This is a genomic window from Mesorhizobium sp. M2E.F.Ca.ET.209.01.1.1 (assembly GCF_004010375.2).
GTDB lineage: Bacteria > Pseudomonadota > Alphaproteobacteria > Rhizobiales > Rhizobiaceae > Mesorhizobium.
Map to the genome: position 1 here is coordinate 105,221 of NZ_SADP02000005.1, position 17,177 is coordinate 122,397.

Genomic DNA, 17,177 nt, shown 5'->3' on the forward strand with positions numbered 1-17,177 from the left:
AACAAGCTTACGATATCGTAAACGGAAACCTTGTTTGGGGCCTGCGTTAACCATTGCCTTACGGAGACTGGACGGCGGCACGCGTTCCGCGCATCGCTAGCGCGACGACTACGCCCGACAGGAACGTCAGCGCCGCGATTGCCGCGATCGCCGTTGCGAAGCCGAAGAAGTCGGCGATCAGTCCGGCCGACAGCGCACCGATCGCGTAGCCGAGATCGCGCCAGAACCGGTAGACGCTGAGCGAGCGTGCACGCCACGAAGGATGAGAGGCGTCTGAAACTGCCGCAATCAGGCTTGGATAGACCATCGCCGTGCCGAGGCCGAGCAGCAGGCTCGCCAGCAGCCACCAGCCAAAATCGCGCGTCATGGCGGTCAAGAGAAGTCCCGCCGCCTGCACCCACATGCCGGCGACGATAAGCCCCTTGCGGCCCCACCGGTCGCTCAGCGGCCCGGTCGCGACCTGCAGGATGCCCCATACCGCCGGATAGACGGCCTTGAGGATGCCAATCCGCTCGATGCCCAGCCCGTTGGCGACGAAGAAGAGCGGGAACAGCCCCCAGCTCATGCCGTCGTTCAGATTGTTCACCAGGCCGGCTTGCGAAGCGGCGAACAGGTTGCGGTCCCCGAACGAGGTCAGCATGAAGATCTCGCGGAAGCTGAGCGGTGAAGCCTGTTTTGGGTGGTTGGCCAGTTCCAGCCGCACATGCTCGCGCGTGTCGCGCACGAGCAGGATGGACAGCGTCGCACCCAGGATCGCATAGCCGACGCCGAGATAGATCGGCACCGGCCGCAGCCCGTAGCGGCTGGCGAGATAGCCGGTGAGGAAGGCGGTGACGCCGACGGCGAGGTAGCCGGCGAATTCATTGAGGCCGACGGCAAGCCCGCGCGATTTCGGCCCGACCAGATCGACCTTCATGATCACCGTCATCGACCACGCGAGACCCTGGTTGATACCGAGCAGCGCATTGGCCGCGACGATCCATCCCCAGCTCGGCGCTGAGATGATGATGAAGGGCACCGGCAGGCCGAACAGCCAGCCGAGGATCAGCACGCGCTTGCGGCCCCATATGTCGGCGAGCTGGCCGGAGACGAGATTGGCGCAGGCCTTGACCACGCCGAAGCTGACGATGAAGGAGGTGACGAGAGTGGTGGACGCGACGCCGAATTCCTCCGCACCGATCAGCGGCACGACGGTCCGTTCGATGCCGACCATGCCGCCGACGAAGGCGTTGATCAGCACCAGCAGCGCGAACTGCTTCCAGTTGGCCTTGAGGCCGAGCGCGACGGCGGGCGCCGCTGCGCTCAAGATTTAGCTCCGGCGTTGAGCGCCCGGGTCCGGGCGGCCTCCGGCGGCGGGGGAGGGATGTCGGCGGTCATGGTGGCGATGAACTCACCCTCGTCCTCGATGCGGAACGCCTTGTTGAAACGCCGCTCGAAGCCGATCGTCGATGTAGGCTTGCCGCTCAGCGAGCGGCCGCAGACCGAGCCGGAATAGGCGCCGGGCAGCACTTCGATATGGTCGGGCAGTTCCTTCAGCCGGCGCACGCTGGCAAAAAGCGCGCGCGCTCCATCCTCGGCACTGGAAGCAAGCTCGGTGCGGCCGAGATCGCCGACCATCAGCGTGTGCCCGGTGAGCACGAACCAGGGTTCGGCCGACCGTGTCCGGTCGGTGACGAGAAGGCTCAGATGCTCCGGCGTGTGACCCGGCGTGTGTATCACCGTCGCCGTGACATTGCCGAGCCCGAGCACCTCGCCGTCCTTGACGCGCCGGAACAGGAAGTCCGCCTCCGCGCCCTCGAACAACACGTATTCGGCGCCGGTCGCCTCGGCGAGCGCGCGTCCCGCCGAAATGTGGTCGGCATGAATATGCGTGTCGACAACATAGAGGATGCGCATACCGGTCGCGCGCGCCGCCTCGACATAGGGCGCGATGTCGCCGACCGGATCGACGACCGCCGCGGACGCCTTGCCGCCGCAGCCGAACAGATAGGAAGCGGCGACCGGATCGGTGTGCAGGAACTGCCTGAGAATCATCGCTTTCTCCTCCGAGCGAGCAACCGAGCGGCGGGCAAGCCGCTTCGCTTGACAGCAGGTCGAAATCGTCATTCAATCGTTCTGTTGAATGACGATGCGTCTCTGAAAGGCCGATGTCAATCCGCAATCCGAAGCAGGCGCTCTACGAACAGTTCGCGATCGTCGCCAAGGCGCTCGGGCATCCGTTGCGCCTGGAGATGATCGAGCATCTGGCGCAAGGCGCGCGCAGCGTCGACGCGCTCGCCGCGAAGCTCGGCCAGCCGGTCGCCAACATCTCGCAGCATCTCCAGTCGCTGCGCCGTGCCGGCATCGTTTTGGCCGAGCGCGACGGCAAGTTCGTGCATTATTCGCTGGCCGATGACAGCGTGCTTTCCGCCTTCGCTTCGGTGCGCGGCGTTGCCGAACGCCGGCTTGCCGAGGTCGATCGCATCGTTCGCGGCTATTTCGATGCGCGCGACGACATGCGGCCGGTCACGCGCGACGAGCTTCAGGCGCTGATGCGCGACGGGCTGGTGACGCTGATCGACGTGCGCCCGGCGGACGAGTTCGCGCTCGGCCATGTGCCCGGCGCGATCAACGTTCCGCTCGGCGAAATCAAGGCGTGGTCGGCCGGCACCGATGCCAGCAGGGAAGTCATCGCCTACTGCCGCGGCCCGTGGTGCGTGATGTCCTTCGAGGCTGTCGCGGCGCTTCGCTCGCTCGGGCATTCCGCGCGCCGACTCGAGGACGGCATGCCGGAATGGAAAGCCGCCGGCCTACCGGTGGAGGTGGCCGCCTGACTACGGGCTGTGATGCCGAGCGCCAGCAGCGAAAACTGCTTCCAGTTGGCCTTGAGGCCGAGCGCGACGGCGGTGGCGTTCACGCCGAAAAGCCGGCCTTTCTGAAGCCTGACGCGAAAAGCTCAAGAGCGCCTTGATCGGCGAACGGGAGACCTGAAATCAGTCGAACAGTCACGTCGTGTTTCCTTGACTGCGTTTCCTCGACTTCAGCACGCGCCTTCTCCATCTCGCCCAAATGTGCGTATGACGCTGCGAGGAATGCGTGAACGAAGAAGTGGTCGCCGGCCTTCTGGTACGATCCGACGGCTTCCGAGTACCTTCCAAGCAGGAAAAGGGAGCTGCCCTTCACCTCCCAAAACCATATCGGAGGTAACGGGTCGCGCAGTAGGGCACTTTCGAGCACGTTGAGCGCCGTCTCGGCCCGTCCGCCGTAGTTTAGCCAGCTTGCGTAATCCCCTGCGATGTTGACGTCTAGCGGGTTCAGCGCGCGTGCTCGCTCGAAATGCATTCCCGCATCGCTATGCTGGCGCATGTGAGTTAGCACCAGCCCCATGCTTTGGTGGCAGACGCCATCGCTCCTGTCGAGAGCGAGCGCCGTTCGCGCTGAATCCCAGGCCTTTTGCAGCGTCCGCGGATCATTGTCGTACCAGAACCTGCCGACAAGGGCCTGGGCGAGGAAGGCGTGGCCCTGAGCGAAGGTCGAATCGAGCTCGACACACCGAACGAACAGCGGCTCGGACTTGTCCAGTTCATATTGGTGGAAGTGCGCGCGCCCCTGCAGGTAGTAATCGTAGGCATCCCAATCGGCTGGAGGCTTGCGTCTGGTGCGGCTCGTCGAATCGGCCTCGGCCTGGCCTTCGACAATCGAGGCGATAAGAGCCGCAATCTCGTCTTGTAAAGCAAAGATGTCGTCGGCGGCCCGGTCGTACCGTTGGGCCCACAGGTGGGTGCCGGTGGCCGCGTCGATCAATTGTGTAGTGATCCGAATGCGGTCGCCGAGCTTTCTTACACTGCCTTCGACGAGGTAGCGAACTCCAAGTTTGCGATGGACTTCACCATTGTCCACTGTCGGATGGCGAAACTGAAAAGATGAATTACGCGCGATGACAAGGAGAGAGCGAAACCTGGCCAGTTCCGTAATTATGTCCTCGGTTATGCCATCGCTGAGATACTGCTGGTCCTGATCGCCGCTCAAATTGGTAAAAGGCAGCACTGCGATCGATGGTTTGCCGGACCGCAGTATCGGTTTGCTGGATGCGCTCGCCACCGGCTCGACAGTTCCGGTGAAGCGATAGCCGACGCGCGGCACCGTGGCTATCCACTCACCGCCGTTGTCGGCGGGACCAAGAGCTTTTCTTAGTATCGCAATTTGGACCGTAAGGTTGCCCTCCTCAACGGCGGCGCCCGGCCAGGCAGCGTCCATCAGTTCGGCTTTGGTCAGGATATCACCGGGCCGTGCCGTAAGCGCGGCGAGCAGCATCAGCCCACGATGCCCAACGGCGATCGGGATCTCCTCTTTTAGGAGCGCCCCGATGTCGGGATCGAACACGAACGGACCGAAAGCGACGCGAGTCCCCTGCATGTTGGGCATACTAAGCGTTTCGAAAGTTTTCGGAAAAGGGTTCAAGTACTTCGATGCCTCAGCCCACGGGTTGTCCGGCGATGGCTACGCTCGCTCGGGCATTCCGCGCGCCGACTCGAGGACGGTATGCCGGAAGGGAAAGCCGCCGGCCTGCCAGTGGAAGTGATCAGCGCTCGGGCAATCCTGCCAATTTCAAGGCTTCAACCACCTGGTCCGCCCATTCCGGTGTGCTACGAAGAATAGGTAGAGATCGGTATCGTTCGATCGTGAAGTCCGGCTGGGCAGTAAGCAGTTTTTGCGCAGCCCAGCGTGCGGTCTCCAGGTCGCCGCTCATCGCCGACCATGCGGCGAGGTACCGATAGGACATGATGATGTCGGGATGGGCGGCGATGACCTCACGGGCAATCGCGACAGCCTGGGGAAGGGACCCTGTCTTGGCCATGGCGGTGGCCATTCCCAGCCTCATGCTGAATGCGAACGGATCCCTCGGACTGAGCGCCATCGCCTGCCGGAAGTGCTCCGGCGCGCGGGCAGCCTCGCCCGTGTAGGTCGCTATCCAGCCCTGGCGCGCCCAGGCCCACGCATTGTTCGGATCGAGCGCGAGCGCCCTTTCGATGAAGGTGGCGGCGCGCTCCTGGTCGCCGCACATGCTCAATGCCGAACCGGCGGCGGCCAAAGCGGTCGGATCATCGCCGATCGAGCCCGCGGCTTCCACCGCCGCGCGCGCCTTTTCCAACTCGTTTTCCGGGTGCTCGACCCACAGATACGAGGCGTTCGAGGCGTGGCACCACGCCAGGAGCGCATGGGCGCGGCCATAGGCCGGATCGATGGCGATCGCTTTCTTGAGCAATTCTACCGCCTGGCCGTTAGCGTCTTTGCGGCGGCCCCAGATGCTCGGATAGGCACGCATGACGATATCGTAGGCTCGCAGGCTGGTCGGCGGCTTGCGCCTGGCCAGCTCGATCTCGGCACCGCGGATGGCCGGATGGATGGCGCCGGCCACTTGCGCCGCGATCCTGTCCTGGAATTCGAAAACGTCCTCGACCGCGCCCTCGTAGCGCTCGGACCATAGTTGTGCCCGAGTCTCGGCATCGACCAGTTGCACGGAAATGCGCAGCCGGTCACCGCCCCGCCGCACCGTGCCTTCGACGACGTAATTCACGCCGAGCTCCTTGCCGATCTGACGCACGTCGACGAAACGTCCCTTGTAGGTGAAGGCGGACTGGCGCGCGATGACGAAGAAGTCGCGCACGCGCGAAAGCGCGGCCGTTATCTCCTCGACGACGCCGTCGGCAAAATACTCGTCGTCCGCCCCGCCAAGATTGTCGAAGGGCATCACCGCCACCGACGGCTGGTCATGTGGCCTCGCGGGGATGGAGGCAGGCTCGGCCGGCTGGACGGTGTCGTGCGTCGACGTAGTCTGGCGATCTCCGCCCCGCATTTGCAGCGACGCCATGAGTGACTGCGTCTGCGCCTCGGGTTCCACGCCCAGATGCTTCTTCAGCAGCGCGCGGCAGGTCTCGAACTGGCGCAGCGCCGCATTTTCGTGGCCCCTGGCGGTGTGGATCCGCATCAGCGCCCGATGCGCCGCCTCCGCGGTCGGATCCGAGGCGAGCAGTCTTTCCGCGAGCCGTTCGCAGGCCGCTTCATCCGCGGTCCCGGCTTCAGCCAGCGCGAGGCTCAGGCGCTCCACCAGCTGCAGCGCCTTCTGCCGGTATCTGATCTGATACGGGCCGAACCATTCATCCAGACCGTCGGGAATGACTTCACCGGCAAGCACATCGCCGCCGTAGAGGTCGGCGGCAAAGGCGAGTTCCGCTGTCCCGCCTTCAGCGAGCTTGCGCTCGAAGAGCCAGATATCGGTCTCGTCCGGACCGGCCGTCAGCGCGACCGTTTCCTGGTCGCCCTCGATAGAAATGGCCGCGTTGCCGGCTGAGGGAAACCACCGCCTGATGTCTGCAAGGGCCTGGCGCAAGCTGTTTCGCGACTGCGCATCGCCTCGTCCCGACCAAAATCCTTCGCAAAGCCGTTCGCGATGGTGGCCGCGGCGACCCGCCAGAACCAGGGCGGCAAAAAGCAGCGCGGACTTGCGCGTTGCGAAGCGGACAGGCTGACCCTCTGCGGAAGTTACTTCGAGACCGCCAAGCAACCGGATGCGCACGCCGCCCCTCCGAATTTCGAACGCGGCGACAGAATAGCATCTTCGCCGGTCGATTTAATGCGGATTTAACGGCGCCACGCCGGCATTTCCTTGCCGGTTCACGCCTGGCTGAACAGCCGCAAATCGCCCCCATGACAAGCTCCTGCCGTAACCTGGAACGGGAGAGCGAAATGGCTAACACGGAAACTCATGCGAAGACCCACGCATCGAACCCTTGGCCGCTTGGGGCAGTGTCGAGAAGCGTGGCAGCGGCGGTCGCTGCCTTCGTGGCATGGCGGCGCGCCATTGCAGGACGCAGGGCGTTAGCGGATCTGACGCCCCATGAGTTGAGGGATATCGGTTGTCTGGAACTCTCTGCGCCGAAGTTCGCCGTCAGGGTGGGGCTCATGACGGACCTGATGTCGATGAGATGAGGTTCGCCACCCATCTCACGTCGCTCGAAAACCTGCGCGTCGCTGCCACCGCCAACAATGGAGGGCAATCATGCATGTGAGGGCTGATACGCCGATTGCACCCACGACATTTTCGCGTGGGGAAGCGCTGAACATCCTTTCGGCCGGCACTGCGGGGCCCTGCTGCGGCGAGGTCAATGAGATGCTTGCCTGGCTCTATCTGCTGCTGCCCAGCGAGCCAGCATGCAGCGATACGGGCGCCGAGCCGCCTGTCGATCGCCCTCGGCTGCGGCTTGGCCTATGTAGTCTCTTTCGGACTTGAACTTCACGACATTGGCCCTCCCGCGGGGGGCACGGGTGAAGCCCTGAGAAGGCCCCGTCGATAATCTGCAGCGGTTCAGGCATCGGGATTGGGTTGCTATGCTTGGGAGCCCCGTGCCGGCGGGATCGAACTGGAACGTGCCACGGCATCGACAAGCTGATACATTCCTCGATACCTCTTAATCGGGCTGAGGATCACCATGTCTGCTCGCTTGTATTTGCTGCTGCTTGCGTTTCTCCTGATTGCACCCAGCGCCTTCTCTGAGACGCTGAAGCTTCCGGACAATCTGACGGGGTTCAGTTCCCCTGCCGGCGAGAGCTTTCTTGCCGAGAGCATGGCGAAGGAAGCCTATTTCCCTCTCGCGAGCAATTTTCTTACGCAAAAGACTCAGTCCTATTGCGGCGTGGCCAGCATCGTCATGGTGCTGAACGCGCTCAACGTTCCGGCGCCGGCTGTGCCCGAATACGAACCCTATAAAACGTTCACGCAGGATAATGTCCTGAATGAGCGCACCGAGACCATTCTTCCTCGCCAGGTCCTGGACAAGCAGGGAATGACGCTCGACCAGATCGGGTCCATTCTATCCACCCAGCCGGTCAAGGCCGAGGTCCGCCACGCCTCGGATGCCAGCGTTGAGCAGTTCCGCACCCAGGCCAGTTCGTTTCTTGCCAAACCCGGGCACTTCGTCATCGTCAACTATCTGCGCAAGGCGATGGGCCAGGAGAGGGGCGGGCATATATCGCCGCTGGCCGCTTACGACGAGAAAGCGGACAGGTTCCTGATCCTCGATGTCGCCCGCTACAAATACCCACCGGTATGGGTGAAAACGACCGACTTGTTTGGAGCGATGAACACGGTCGACAGCGACAACGAGAACAAAACCCGCGGGTATGTGCTGATATCGTCGTCTACGGGAGAGTAGGTCAGCCGAGCTTCCAGCGGAGAAGGCCCACAGGGACACAGTTGCGGAAGTCGGCGGGCGCGCTCGCGACGTAGCCCGCCCTTGCGGGCGAGCTGTGGGGCTCGTGCCGCCGTAAAATATCAGTCCTTGGCGCGCTCGACGTAGGAACCGTCGGCGGTCATCACCACGATGCGCGTGCCGGCGGAGATGTGCGGCGGCACGGCGGTGCGCACGCCGTTGGAGAGCACGGCGGGCTTGTAGGATGAAGACGCCGTCTGGCCCTTGGTGACCGGCTCGGTCTCGACCACTTCGAAGGTGGCGCGCTGCGGCAGCACCAGCGAGATCGGCACGCCGTTGAACTGCGCCAGCTGCACGGCCATGCCTTCCTGCAGATAAGGCGCGAAGTCGCCGACCACGGCTTCCGAGGCCACGACCTGGTCGTAGCTTTCCGGGTTCATGAAGTGAAAACCTTCGCCGTCGGAATAGAGGAAGGTGTGCTCGCGCTCCTCGACATAGGCGCGCTCGACCATCTCGGTCGTGCGGTAGCGTTCCGACACCTTCACCCCGTCGCCGATGCGGCGCATGTCGAGCTGCGTCACGGGCGTGCCCTTGCCAGGGTGGATGTTTTCGGCAAAGAGGATGACATAGAGCTTGCCGTCCTTATCGACGACGTTGCCTTTGCGTAAGGAGCTGGCGATGACCTTGACCACGATATTCGATCCCGTTCGAGTTTTTCGGCCTGCAAGCGTCGATTTCCGCGAAGCGGCGGCGGCGGCCATCGCGTGCGCCCTAGCGCATCTTGCGCCGAACCGCCAGTCTTCCGCGCGATTTTCCTGCCTATGACCGCCACTTCGCCCTGGTGGACGCCCGATATCCATGCCGATCGCCGGCCACGGCTGATGGCGCGCAATGCCATCGCAGCCGCGCTTCGCGGCTGGTTCTCGACACGCGATTTCGTCGAGGTGACGACCTCGGCGCTGCAGGTGTCGCCGGGCAACGAGGCGCATCTTTCCGCCTTCGCCACCGAGGCGATCGGGCCGGACGCGTCGCGCCTCCCGCTCTATCTCCACACCTCGCCCGAATTCGCCTGCAAGAAGCTGCTCGCCGCCGGCGAGGAGCGCATCTTCAGCCTCGGCCCGGTCTGGCGCAATCGCGAGCGCGGGCCACTGCATCATCCCGAGTTCACCATGCTCGAATGGTACCGCGTCGGGGAGAGCTATGAACGCCTGATGGACGACTGCGCCGAATTCCTGGCGCTCGCGGCGGAGAAGGCCGGCGCCAGGAGTTTCCGTTTTCGCGGACGCGAGGCCGACCCCTTCGCCGAGCCGGAGCGGCTGAGCGTGGCGGAGGCCTTCACTCGATATGCCGGCATCGATCTTCTGGCGACCATCGCGGCTGACGGGATCACGGATCGCGACGGACTTCATGCCGCGCTGGTCCAGGCTGGCCTGCGCACCGCGCCCGACGACAATTGGGCCGACCTGTTCAGCCGTGTGATGGTGGAAAAGATCGAGCCCGTGCTGGGGCAGGGGCGGGCGACCATTCTCTATGGCTACCCGATTTCCGAGGCGGCACTAGCGCGGCCGAACGCGCGGGATCCGCGCGTCGCCGAGCGCTTCGAGCTCTATTGCTGTGGCGTCGAACTCGCCAATGCCTTTGGCGAGCTCACCGACCCGGCAGAGCAGCGCCGCCGCTTCCTCGCCGAGATGGACGAGAAGGAGCGCGTCTATGGCGAGCGCTATCCGCTGGACGAGGATTTCCTGGCGGCCCTGGCCATCATGCCGCAGGCAAGCGGCTCGGCGCTGGGCTTCGACCGGCTGGTGATGCTGGCGACGGGGGCAACGAGGATCGAGGACGTGATCTGGGCGCCGGTGGCGTGATCCCGGCTGCGTCAGCCCTTCAGCCCGCCGGGATTTCTCCGGTACTGCAGGTGGTCGTTGAAATATGCATCCAATGGAATCCCGTCAGCCACGCTGGAGCATCCCGACCGGGTTATCACCGTTTCCGAGTCCACCCCAGGAATGCGCGGAAATCGCGGAACAGCGACTTGTGCAGATGGCTTATCGGAATTCGGCCTCCGAAACCGGCTCGCAGGATTGACCTGGCTTGTGCGCCGGGGAAGCGGTTCGTGATCTCTCTGCGGAATTTCTCGTCGCCGAAAACGGACCTTAGTTGCGGTGCGTTTTGTCTGAAAATTTCAACCGCGAGCTCATTCCTGAAATAGTCGCGCAACTCTCTCCCGCTCTCACGCGTGACCCTGTCGACAATCGGCCAGAATTCCGGTCCGAGCAGCCAGTCGAAACGATCGCTCTGTTCTACCAGGAACCGCACGCTCTCATATGTGAATTGCTGCGACTTGGCCGCGTAGCTTCTCGTTCCGCCGCGCATGCCCTCGATGCTTTCTCCGGCCGCAAAATAGTTGCTCGAGTGCAGGCGATAGCCCGACAGCGGCATGTCGATCAGCGCGCTGCCGGCAACTGCATGGCATATTGTGTTGAAATACCCGTCCGCCGCTGTCATCCGCGGCTTGCTGCCATCATCCAGCCGCAACAGACGCAGCACCGAGGTGCGGAACATGTTGGCGCTGCCGGGCGCCCAGAGCCAGCCTGTGTGCCACCGCGGTATAGTCGCCGTGTTGGCGTCGAGAAACCGATACTGCGACGGAGAAACCGTAGGCAGCCGCAGGACCGTCTGCTCTCCGCGAAGGCCGCGCTGCGCGTCCGTCTTGTCCAGCCGGTGGTGCAAATACGAGGCGGTAAGGGTCTTGCCCGTCGAATCCATCTCGGCGACGTTGGCCGAGGTGAAGCCGACGCTTCGCCGCAGCGCCATATGCACCTGGATGTGCATCGAGGCGTAATTGTCGAACAGCACGTCATCCGCGTCCACGAAGGTCACGAATCCGCCATTCACCTTGTCCAGCGACCACAGGGCGGCGCCGAGCTGGCCATGGTTTTGCGCCAGCGTTTCCATCCGGAAACGCGGATCGCCTTCGATATGCCGGGCAATCACCTCCGCGCTGTCGTCGGTCGACCCGTTGTTGATGACGATGCACTCGAAATGCGGATAGTCCTGCCTGCGTATGGAGTCGATTGTCGCGCCGACATAGCGGCCGTAGTTCCAGTTGATGACAACGAAGCTGACGAGCGGCGGCGACAACGCGCCGCCCGCAAGCTCGCCGATATCGCGCCCAGCGATCGTGAATGACTTGGTTGCGCCGATCGATGCCCCGCCGATCTTGATTTTGCGTATGACGATCTGCTGGTCCTGGTGCAGCAGCTCATATTCGCCGGCGATCTGCTGCAGGAAGGCTTCCATTCCCACCGCGGGACGTTTTGCCGCCGGCCGGTCTCTTCCCCACCGATAGTCGTCCAGGATCATCAGGCCGTCCTTGTCGAGCAGGTCCCAACCCAGTCTGGCATCGGTGTAGGTGGATACGGCGGAATGATCGCCATCGACATAGATCACGTCGTACAGTCGCTGTTCGGCGGCGAGTGCCGGCAGGACCACCACCGAGCAGCCCTTGCGCTTCTCGACCCGGTCGGCGAAGGGCATGAGGTTCTGGTCGAAACGTCTTTCGACCTCGGCCATGTCGGATCCATATTCCGAGCCGCGCTCCACATGCTCTTCGCTGCCCTGAAAGGTATCCACGCAGGTGATGCGGGATTTTGGCAGGAATTGCAGGAAAAACAGCGCGGAGCGGCCCTCGAATGAGCCGATTTCCAGCACTGCGGTCGCGGTGTCGATCCTGTCGCGGAGGAATTCCTCCCAAAGGTTCAGGTGATGGGAGGTCCAGTCATAGGTAAACCGTCCACCTGCGAAATAATCCATTCTTCCCCCATGAGGTCCGGTGCCCGAAGCGAGCAACGTGACCAGTTCCAATTGCCGGTGCGCGAACACCCTGCCCCGGTGATCGGCACCTCTTTAATTCCAACCCATTGCCCGAAAATCACAGGCAAGCCTGCAGCGTACCATCGGTCGCTCCGCCCCGTCGACGACAGACTTGTGCGTGGGGCCGCGCCGAAGTCCCTCCATCGACGGGACTGCGCCGAAATCTGACGATGGAGGTCGAACTGGCCCGGGTGCCGGATGAGCCGCGAATTAAACGGGCGCTCGTCATAGAAAGCGCGGATTTCGTCAGGATCACGGACCGGGAAGTTGAAGGGGCGTTATGCGAAAACTCCGGAACGAGGATGGACCGCGGACGTCCTGCCGGCCCTTGGGCGATTTGGTCGCGGCGCCTGGATCGGCCCTCGCCCATTGCGCAAGCGCCGGCGGAACAATAGATGGTGCAAGGTATTCATGGATGTTGCACTGCACCCACGACGGTGCGGCAGGGACGATCCTGCTGGCCTTCGACGGAATGACGCCTTAACGGACTGCTCGAACAAACAGGAATAACTGTATGACCAACCAGCTCGACGCGGCGAAATTGACCGATCGCGTGACGGCGCTCGTCGAGGCCGCCAGGCGTGCCGGCGCCGACGCGGCCGATGCGGTGGCGGTTCGCGGCCGCTCTGCCGGCGTCTCGGTGCGGCTGGGCAAGGTCGAGGGCACCGAATCGTCGGAGAGCGAGGATGTGTCGCTACGCGTCTTCGTCGGCCAGCGTGTGGCGAGCGTCTCGGCCACCGCCGCTTCCGATCCGAAATCGCTTGCCGAGCGCGCGGTGGCCATGGCTAAGGTCTCCCCGCAGGATCCGTTCCAGGGTCTTGCCGATCCCGCGCTGCTTGCCCGCAATTTGCGCAATCTCGATCTCTTCGACCCGACCGAGGTGTCGGCCGACCAGTTGAAAGAGGCGGCCCTTGCCGCCGAAGCAGCCGCATTGGCCGTCAAGGGCGTCACCAATTCCTCGGGCAGCAGCGCCGGCGCCGGACTGGGTGGGCTCGTGCTCGCCACCTCGCATGGCTTTGTCGGCCAATATGTCGCCTCGCGCTTCTCGCGCTCGACCAGCGTCATCGCCGGCGAGGGCACGGCGATGGAGCGCGACTACGAATTTTCATCGCGCCAGCATTTCGCCGATCTCGACGCGCCGGAAGACATCGGCCGCAAGGCCGGCGAACGCGCGGTGCGTCGGCTCGGCGCCCGCAAGGCGGCGACCGGCCCGGTCGATGTGGTGTGCGATCCGCGCGTCGCGCGCGGCATTGCCGGCCATCTCGCCGGCGCCATCAACGGCGCGGCGGTCGCCCGCAAGACCAGCTTCCTGCGCGACATGATGGGCAAGCAAGTTGCGTCGGCCGCGATCACCGTCACCGACGAGCCCTTGCGCCGGCGTGGCCAGGCCTCGCGCCCCTTCGACGGCGAAGGCGTCGAGGGCGACAAGCTGCTGATGGTCGAGAAGGGCGTGCTCAATCACTGGTTCCTGTCGACCTCGGCCGCGCGCGAGCTTGGTCTCGTCACCAACGGCCGCGGCTCGCGCAGCGGTTCCTCGGTCTCGCCGTCCTCGACCAACCTTGCCATCGAGCCCGGCGAGCGTTCGCCGGACGACCTGATCGCGTCGCTGAAGCGCGGCTTCTACGTCACCGAGGTGTTCGGCCAGGGCGTCGACATGGTGACCGGCGAATACAGCCGCGGCGCCTCCGGCTACTGGATCGAGAACGGCGCGCTGGCCTATCCGGTGGCCGAGGTGACGATTGCCTCCAACCTGAAGACCATGTTCCTCAACATGGTGCCGGCGAGCGATCTCGACCGCAATTTCGGCACGGCTGCGCCGACGCTCCTGATCGAAGGGATGACCCTTGCCGGTGCTTGACGAGCTGACATCGAGCGAGGCCGCAGAAGATCTTGCTCTGCTGCGCGAGGCGGCCCGCGAGGCCGGTCTTATCGCGTTGCGCTATTTCGGCAACAACCCCCAGGTGTGGATGAAGGGCGGCACCTCGCCGGTGAGCGAGGCAGACCATGCTGCCGACGCCTATCTGCGCGAGACCTTGCTCAAGGCGCGTCCGGATTATGGCTGGCTGTCGGAAGAGACCGCCGATGACCACGCCAGGCTGTCGGCCCGCCGCACCTTCGTCGTCGACCCGATCGACGGCACGCGCGGCTTTCTCGACGGCCTGCATTCCTGGTGCGTCAGCGTCGCCGTGGTCGAGGACGGCCGCTCGCTCGCCGGCGTGCTCGAATGCCCGGCCAAGCATGAGACCTACTGGGCGCTGCCGGGCGAGGGCGCCTATCTCAACGACAAGCGCATCCATGTGCGTCCGCTGGGTGAGAGCGTCGATATCGGCGGCCCCAAGCCGCTGGTCGATCGGATGCCGCAAGGCTGGCACGACCGGTTGCGGCGGACGGCCTACATTCCGTCGCTCGCCTACCGGCTGGCGATGATTGCCGCCGGCAAGCTCGATGCGACCTTCGTCAAGCCGAATGCGCATGACTGGGACATCGCTGCCGCCGATCTCATCCTCACCGAGGCCGGCGGCGCACTGCTTGATCGCGGCGGCAAGCCGCCGCGCTACGCCGGCGAGGTGATCAATCACGGCGCGCTCGCCGCCGGCAGCGGTGAATTGCTTAGCGTCCTCGCCAGGGTCATCGCGGAGATTGATCAAGGGTGAGTCGGCCCGCAGTTCCAAAATCGGTCTCTTTGGGCTAAACGTTTCACAAAATTCATGAATCTGCGAAGGATCGGCATGGCCGTGGAAGACGGAAAGAAACAGCTTTTGCACCTGGTTTTCGGTGGAGAGCTGAAAAAGCTGGGTGGAACCGAGTTTCGTGACTTGGACGCGCTCGACATCGTCGGCATCTACCCCGACTATCAATCGGCGCACGCTGCTTGGAAGGCGAAGGCGCAAGCCAGTGTTGACAATGCCCATATGCGTTATTTCGTTGTGCATCTGCACCGTCTGCTCGACCCAGAATCGAAGGTCGGCGGTTGACGTCGATGGAGCATGAAGCGGTGAAAGGGGCGACCAGGCGGCGGCGCGCCGCCAGACGCGGCGGAACGCGCACGCTGTGGCGGCGCATCCGCGAGCCGTTGGCGCAGTCGAGCTTCGTCAAGAATTTCATCGCCAGCCTGTTCGCCTGGTTCCTGCGGCTGATTCGCCTCACCAGCCCGCTCGTCGAAGGCTCGACGAAGGTGGCCGGCGGCGCTTATGCGCATCTTGAGCCCGGCATCATCGCGCTCTGGCATGGCCAGCATCTTCTGACGCCTGCCTATTACCCCAAGGGCCGGCCGCTGGTCGCCATGGTTTCGCGCAGCGCCGACGCTGAGCTCCAGGCGCTGATGATCGAGAAATTCGGCATCGAGGCGGTGCGCGGTTCCGGCGGCCGCAACAGTTCGAAACATCTCGACAAGGGTGGCGCCAAGGCCTTGATCGCGCTCAGGAAGTCGCTCATCGCCGGCAAGAATGTCGCCATGATCGCCGACATTCCGAACGGTAAGCCGCGCGACGCCGGGCTTGGCATCGTTCTTCTGGCAAGGCTTTCCGGCCGGCCGATCCTCCCGTCGGCCATCGCCACCAGCCGCCGCAAGGTGCTTGAGAAGAGCTGGGACAAGACAACCATCAACCTGCCTTTCGGGCGCTCCGCGGTTATCGTGGGACCCCCGGTCTTCGTGCCGGCCGATGCCGACGATGCCGAGATGGAGCGCAAGCGCCAGGAGGTCACCGCCTCCCTCAACGCCGCAATGGCCGAGGCCTATCGCCTCGTGGATGGCGGCAAATGAGCGAGCGCTGGGCGCGTGCGGCCCTGACCGCCTACCGCTATGCGGGGGCGGCCGCTTATCCGTTGATCGGTCCTTATGTCGCCTGGCGCGCCTCGCGCGGCAAGGAGGATCGCGCCCGGCGCCGCGAGCGCTATGGCGTCGCCGGCCGGCCCCGGCCGGAAGGGCCGGTGATCTGGATCCATGCGGCAAGCGTCGGCGAGACGATCGCTGTGGTGCCGTTGGTCGAGAGCATCCTCGACTACGGCGTCAACATCGTCCTGACCACCGGCACCGTGACCTCTGCCAAGGTCGCCGACGAGCGCCTCGGCGAGCGCATCATCCACCAATATGTGCCGCTTGACCTCAAGCCCGCCGTCAGCCGCTTCCTCGACCACTGGCGGCCGGAACTGGCGATCATCGCCGAATCGGAGATCTGGCCGATGACCATCCTGGAACTCGGCGCCCGCAACGTGCCGCAGGTCCTGGTCAATGGCCGGCTGTCGGACCGCTCCTTCACCTCCTGGAAGAAGCGCGCCGGCGTCGCCGAGGCGCTGTTCGAGAACCTCGCCCATGTCATCGCCCAATCGGATGTAGACGGCGAACGGTTTCGCGCGCTCGGTGCTCGGCCGGTCACGGTTTCCGGCAACCTCAAGGTCGACACCAATCCGCCGCCGGTCGACGAGCGGGCCCTGGCCACCCTGCAGCGCCAGATCGGCAACCGCCCGACCTGGGCGGCGATATCGACCCATGACGGCGAGGAGGTCGTGGCCGCCGAGGTCCATGCCAGCCTGCACAGGCGCCATCATGGGCTTCTGACCATCATCGTGCCGCGTCATCCCGATCGTGCCGACGCGCTTGCCGCGCAGATTTCCGGCATGGGCCTGACCGTAGCAAGGCGCAGCAAGGGCGACCGCATCTCGCCCGACACCGATATCCTTCTGGGCGACACGATCGGCGAGATGGGGCTTTACCTGAGGCTGACCGAGATCGCTTTCGTCGGCCGTTCGCTGACCTCGGAAGGCGGCCAGAATCCGCTTGAGCCCGCAATGCTCGAAACCGCGGTGCTTGCCGGCCGCAACGTGCAGAATTTCCGCGAGGCCTACCAGCGCCTGCTCGACAGCGGCGGCGCCAAGCTGGTGCGCGACCGCGACATGCTGACCGGCGCCGTCAACTTCCTTCTGACCAACGAAGTGGCGCGCCACGAAATGATCGCGGCGGGTGCCGCCACCGTCGACGAGATGCGCGGCGCGCTTGCCCGCACGCTGAGATCGCTGGAGCCCTATATCCAGCCGCTGGTCGTCAAGGCGCGCCTGAAAGGCGCTAACGGGCGCTAAAGCAATTCCAGGAAAAGTGTGTAACGGTTTTCCGTTCGGAAT

At 64.2% G+C, this 17,177-nt stretch carries 15 protein-coding genes; 9 read left to right on the forward strand and 6 right to left on the reverse strand.

Translation table 11 applies throughout. The features are described 5' to 3' along the window. Positions 1–58 precede the first annotated feature (58 nt). The gene (locus EN852_RS11935) at positions 59–1,306 is read right to left on the reverse strand and encodes an MFS transporter (RefSeq protein ID WP_246694254.1); all 1,248 of its coding nucleotides are present in this window, start codon (positions 1,304–1,306) and stop codon (positions 59–61) included. Beyond that, entirely contained in the window at positions 1,303–2,034 is a 732-nt protein-coding gene (locus EN852_RS11940; protein ID WP_127873912.1) for an MBL fold metallo-hydrolase, read from the reverse strand. Before EN852_RS11940 ends, EN852_RS11935 begins: the two co-directional genes overlap by 4 nt. 113 nt (positions 2,035–2,147) lie before the next feature. On the opposite strand from EN852_RS11940, the gene EN852_RS11945 reads away from it, so the two are divergent. Then, the gene (locus EN852_RS11945) at positions 2,148–2,813 is read left to right on the forward strand and encodes a metalloregulator ArsR/SmtB family transcription factor (protein WP_127867673.1); all 666 of its coding nucleotides are present in this window, start codon (positions 2,148–2,150) and stop codon (positions 2,811–2,813) included. 79 nt (positions 2,814–2,892) lie between these two features. Here EN852_RS11945 and EN852_RS11950 read toward each other — a convergent pair whose 3' ends face one another. Next, positions 2,893–4,404, reverse strand: a complete 1,512-nt coding sequence (locus EN852_RS11950; protein ID WP_246694255.1) for a winged helix-turn-helix domain-containing protein — start codon at positions 4,402–4,404, stop codon at positions 2,893–2,895. 157 nt (positions 4,405–4,561) lie between these two features. Continuing rightward, entirely contained in the window at positions 4,562–6,556 is a 1,995-nt protein-coding gene (locus tag EN852_RS11955) for a BTAD domain-containing putative transcriptional regulator (RefSeq protein WP_127873911.1), read from the reverse strand. Positions 6,557–6,726: 170 nt separating this feature from the next. On the opposite strand from EN852_RS11955, the gene EN852_RS11960 reads away from it, so the two are divergent. Both EN852_RS11960 and EN852_RS11965 read left to right on the forward strand, forming a co-directional pair. After that, entirely contained in the window at positions 6,727–6,969 is a 243-nt protein-coding gene (locus tag EN852_RS11960; protein WP_127867675.1) for a DUF1127 domain-containing protein, read from the forward strand. A gap of 500 nt (positions 6,970–7,469) precedes the next feature. Further along, the gene (locus EN852_RS11965) at positions 7,470–8,192 is read left to right on the forward strand and encodes a phytochelatin synthase family protein (RefSeq protein WP_127873910.1); all 723 of its coding nucleotides are present in this window, start codon (positions 7,470–7,472) and stop codon (positions 8,190–8,192) included. Between the two features lie 119 nt (positions 8,193–8,311). Here the strand turns inward: EN852_RS11965 and efp are convergent, their stop codons facing one another. Beyond that, entirely contained in the window at positions 8,312–8,881 is a 570-nt protein-coding gene (efp, locus tag EN852_RS11970; RefSeq protein ID WP_073986329.1) for an elongation factor P, read from the reverse strand. Positions 8,882–9,010: 129 nt separating this feature from the next. Here efp and epmA point away from each other — a divergent pair, with 129 nt between their 5' ends. Further along, positions 9,011–10,051, forward strand: coding sequence for an EF-P lysine aminoacylase EpmA (gene epmA / locus EN852_RS11975; RefSeq protein ID WP_127873909.1), 1,041 nt, complete (start codon positions 9,011–9,013; stop codon positions 10,049–10,051). Between the two features lie 115 nt (positions 10,052–10,166). Here the strand turns inward: epmA and EN852_RS11980 are convergent, their stop codons facing one another. Then, a complete protein-coding gene (locus tag EN852_RS11980; RefSeq protein WP_127873908.1) occupies positions 10,167–11,999 on the reverse strand; it encodes a glycosyltransferase in 1,833 nt (610 codons plus the stop codon). Between the two features lie 574 nt (positions 12,000–12,573). On the opposite strand from EN852_RS11980, the gene EN852_RS11985 reads away from it, so the two are divergent. The 5 genes from EN852_RS11985 to waaA all read left to right on the forward strand — a co-directional run bounded on the left by EN852_RS11985 (position 12,574) and on the right by waaA (position 17,135). Further along, complete coding sequence (locus tag EN852_RS11985) at positions 12,574–13,917, forward strand: TldD/PmbA family protein (protein WP_127873907.1); 1,344 nt, start codon at positions 12,574–12,576, stop codon at positions 13,915–13,917. Beyond that, the gene (locus EN852_RS11990; RefSeq protein ID WP_127873906.1) at positions 13,904–14,713 is read left to right on the forward strand and encodes a 3'(2'),5'-bisphosphate nucleotidase CysQ; all 810 of its coding nucleotides are present in this window, start codon (positions 13,904–13,906) and stop codon (positions 14,711–14,713) included. Before EN852_RS11985 ends, EN852_RS11990 begins: the two co-directional genes overlap by 14 nt. A gap of 75 nt (positions 14,714–14,788) precedes the next feature. Beyond that, complete coding sequence (locus tag EN852_RS11995) at positions 14,789–15,034, forward strand: DUF4170 domain-containing protein (protein WP_041002569.1); 246 nt, start codon at positions 14,789–14,791, stop codon at positions 15,032–15,034. Positions 15,035–15,039: 5 nt separating this feature from the next. After that, positions 15,040–15,822, forward strand: coding sequence for a lysophospholipid acyltransferase family protein (locus EN852_RS12000; RefSeq protein ID WP_127867682.1), 783 nt, complete (start codon positions 15,040–15,042; stop codon positions 15,820–15,822). Beyond that, positions 15,819–17,135, forward strand: a complete 1,317-nt coding sequence (gene waaA, locus EN852_RS12005) for a lipid IV(A) 3-deoxy-D-manno-octulosonic acid transferase (RefSeq protein WP_127873905.1) — start codon at positions 15,819–15,821, stop codon at positions 17,133–17,135. Before EN852_RS12000 ends, waaA begins: the two co-directional genes overlap by 4 nt. Positions 17,136–17,177: the final 42 nt, after the last annotated feature.

What these genes read in the sequence shown, in the direction of transcription:
- EN852_RS11940 (WP_127873912.1), bottom strand. Translation starts at nt 2,034, where the DNA reads ATGATTCTCAGGCAGTTCCTGCACACCGATCCGGTCGCCGCTTCCTAT.
- EN852_RS11945 (WP_127867673.1), top strand. Translation starts at nt 2,148, where the DNA reads ATGTCAATCCGCAATCCGAAGCAGGCGCTCTACGAACAGTTCGCGATC.
- EN852_RS11950 (WP_246694255.1), bottom strand. Translation starts at nt 4,404, where the DNA reads ATGCCCAACATGCAGGGGACTCGCGTCGCTTTCGGTCCGTTCGTGTTC.
- EN852_RS11960 (WP_127867675.1), top strand. Translation starts at nt 6,727, where the DNA reads ATGGCTAACACGGAAACTCATGCGAAGACCCACGCATCGAACCCTTGG.
- EN852_RS11965 (WP_127873910.1), top strand. Translation starts at nt 7,470, where the DNA reads ATGTCTGCTCGCTTGTATTTGCTGCTGCTTGCGTTTCTCCTGATTGCA.
- epmA (WP_127873909.1), top strand. Translation starts at nt 9,011, where the DNA reads ATGACCGCCACTTCGCCCTGGTGGACGCCCGATATCCATGCCGATCGC.
- EN852_RS11980 (WP_127873908.1), bottom strand. Translation starts at nt 11,999, where the DNA reads ATGGATTATTTCGCAGGTGGACGGTTTACCTATGACTGGACCTCCCAT.
- EN852_RS11985 (WP_127873907.1), top strand. Translation starts at nt 12,574, where the DNA reads ATGACCAACCAGCTCGACGCGGCGAAATTGACCGATCGCGTGACGGCG.
- EN852_RS11995 (WP_041002569.1), top strand. Translation starts at nt 14,789, where the DNA reads ATGGCCGTGGAAGACGGAAAGAAACAGCTTTTGCACCTGGTTTTCGGT.
- EN852_RS12000 (WP_127867682.1), top strand. Translation starts at nt 15,040, where the DNA reads ATGGAGCATGAAGCGGTGAAAGGGGCGACCAGGCGGCGGCGCGCCGCC.
- waaA (WP_127873905.1), top strand. Translation starts at nt 15,819, where the DNA reads ATGAGCGAGCGCTGGGCGCGTGCGGCCCTGACCGCCTACCGCTATGCG.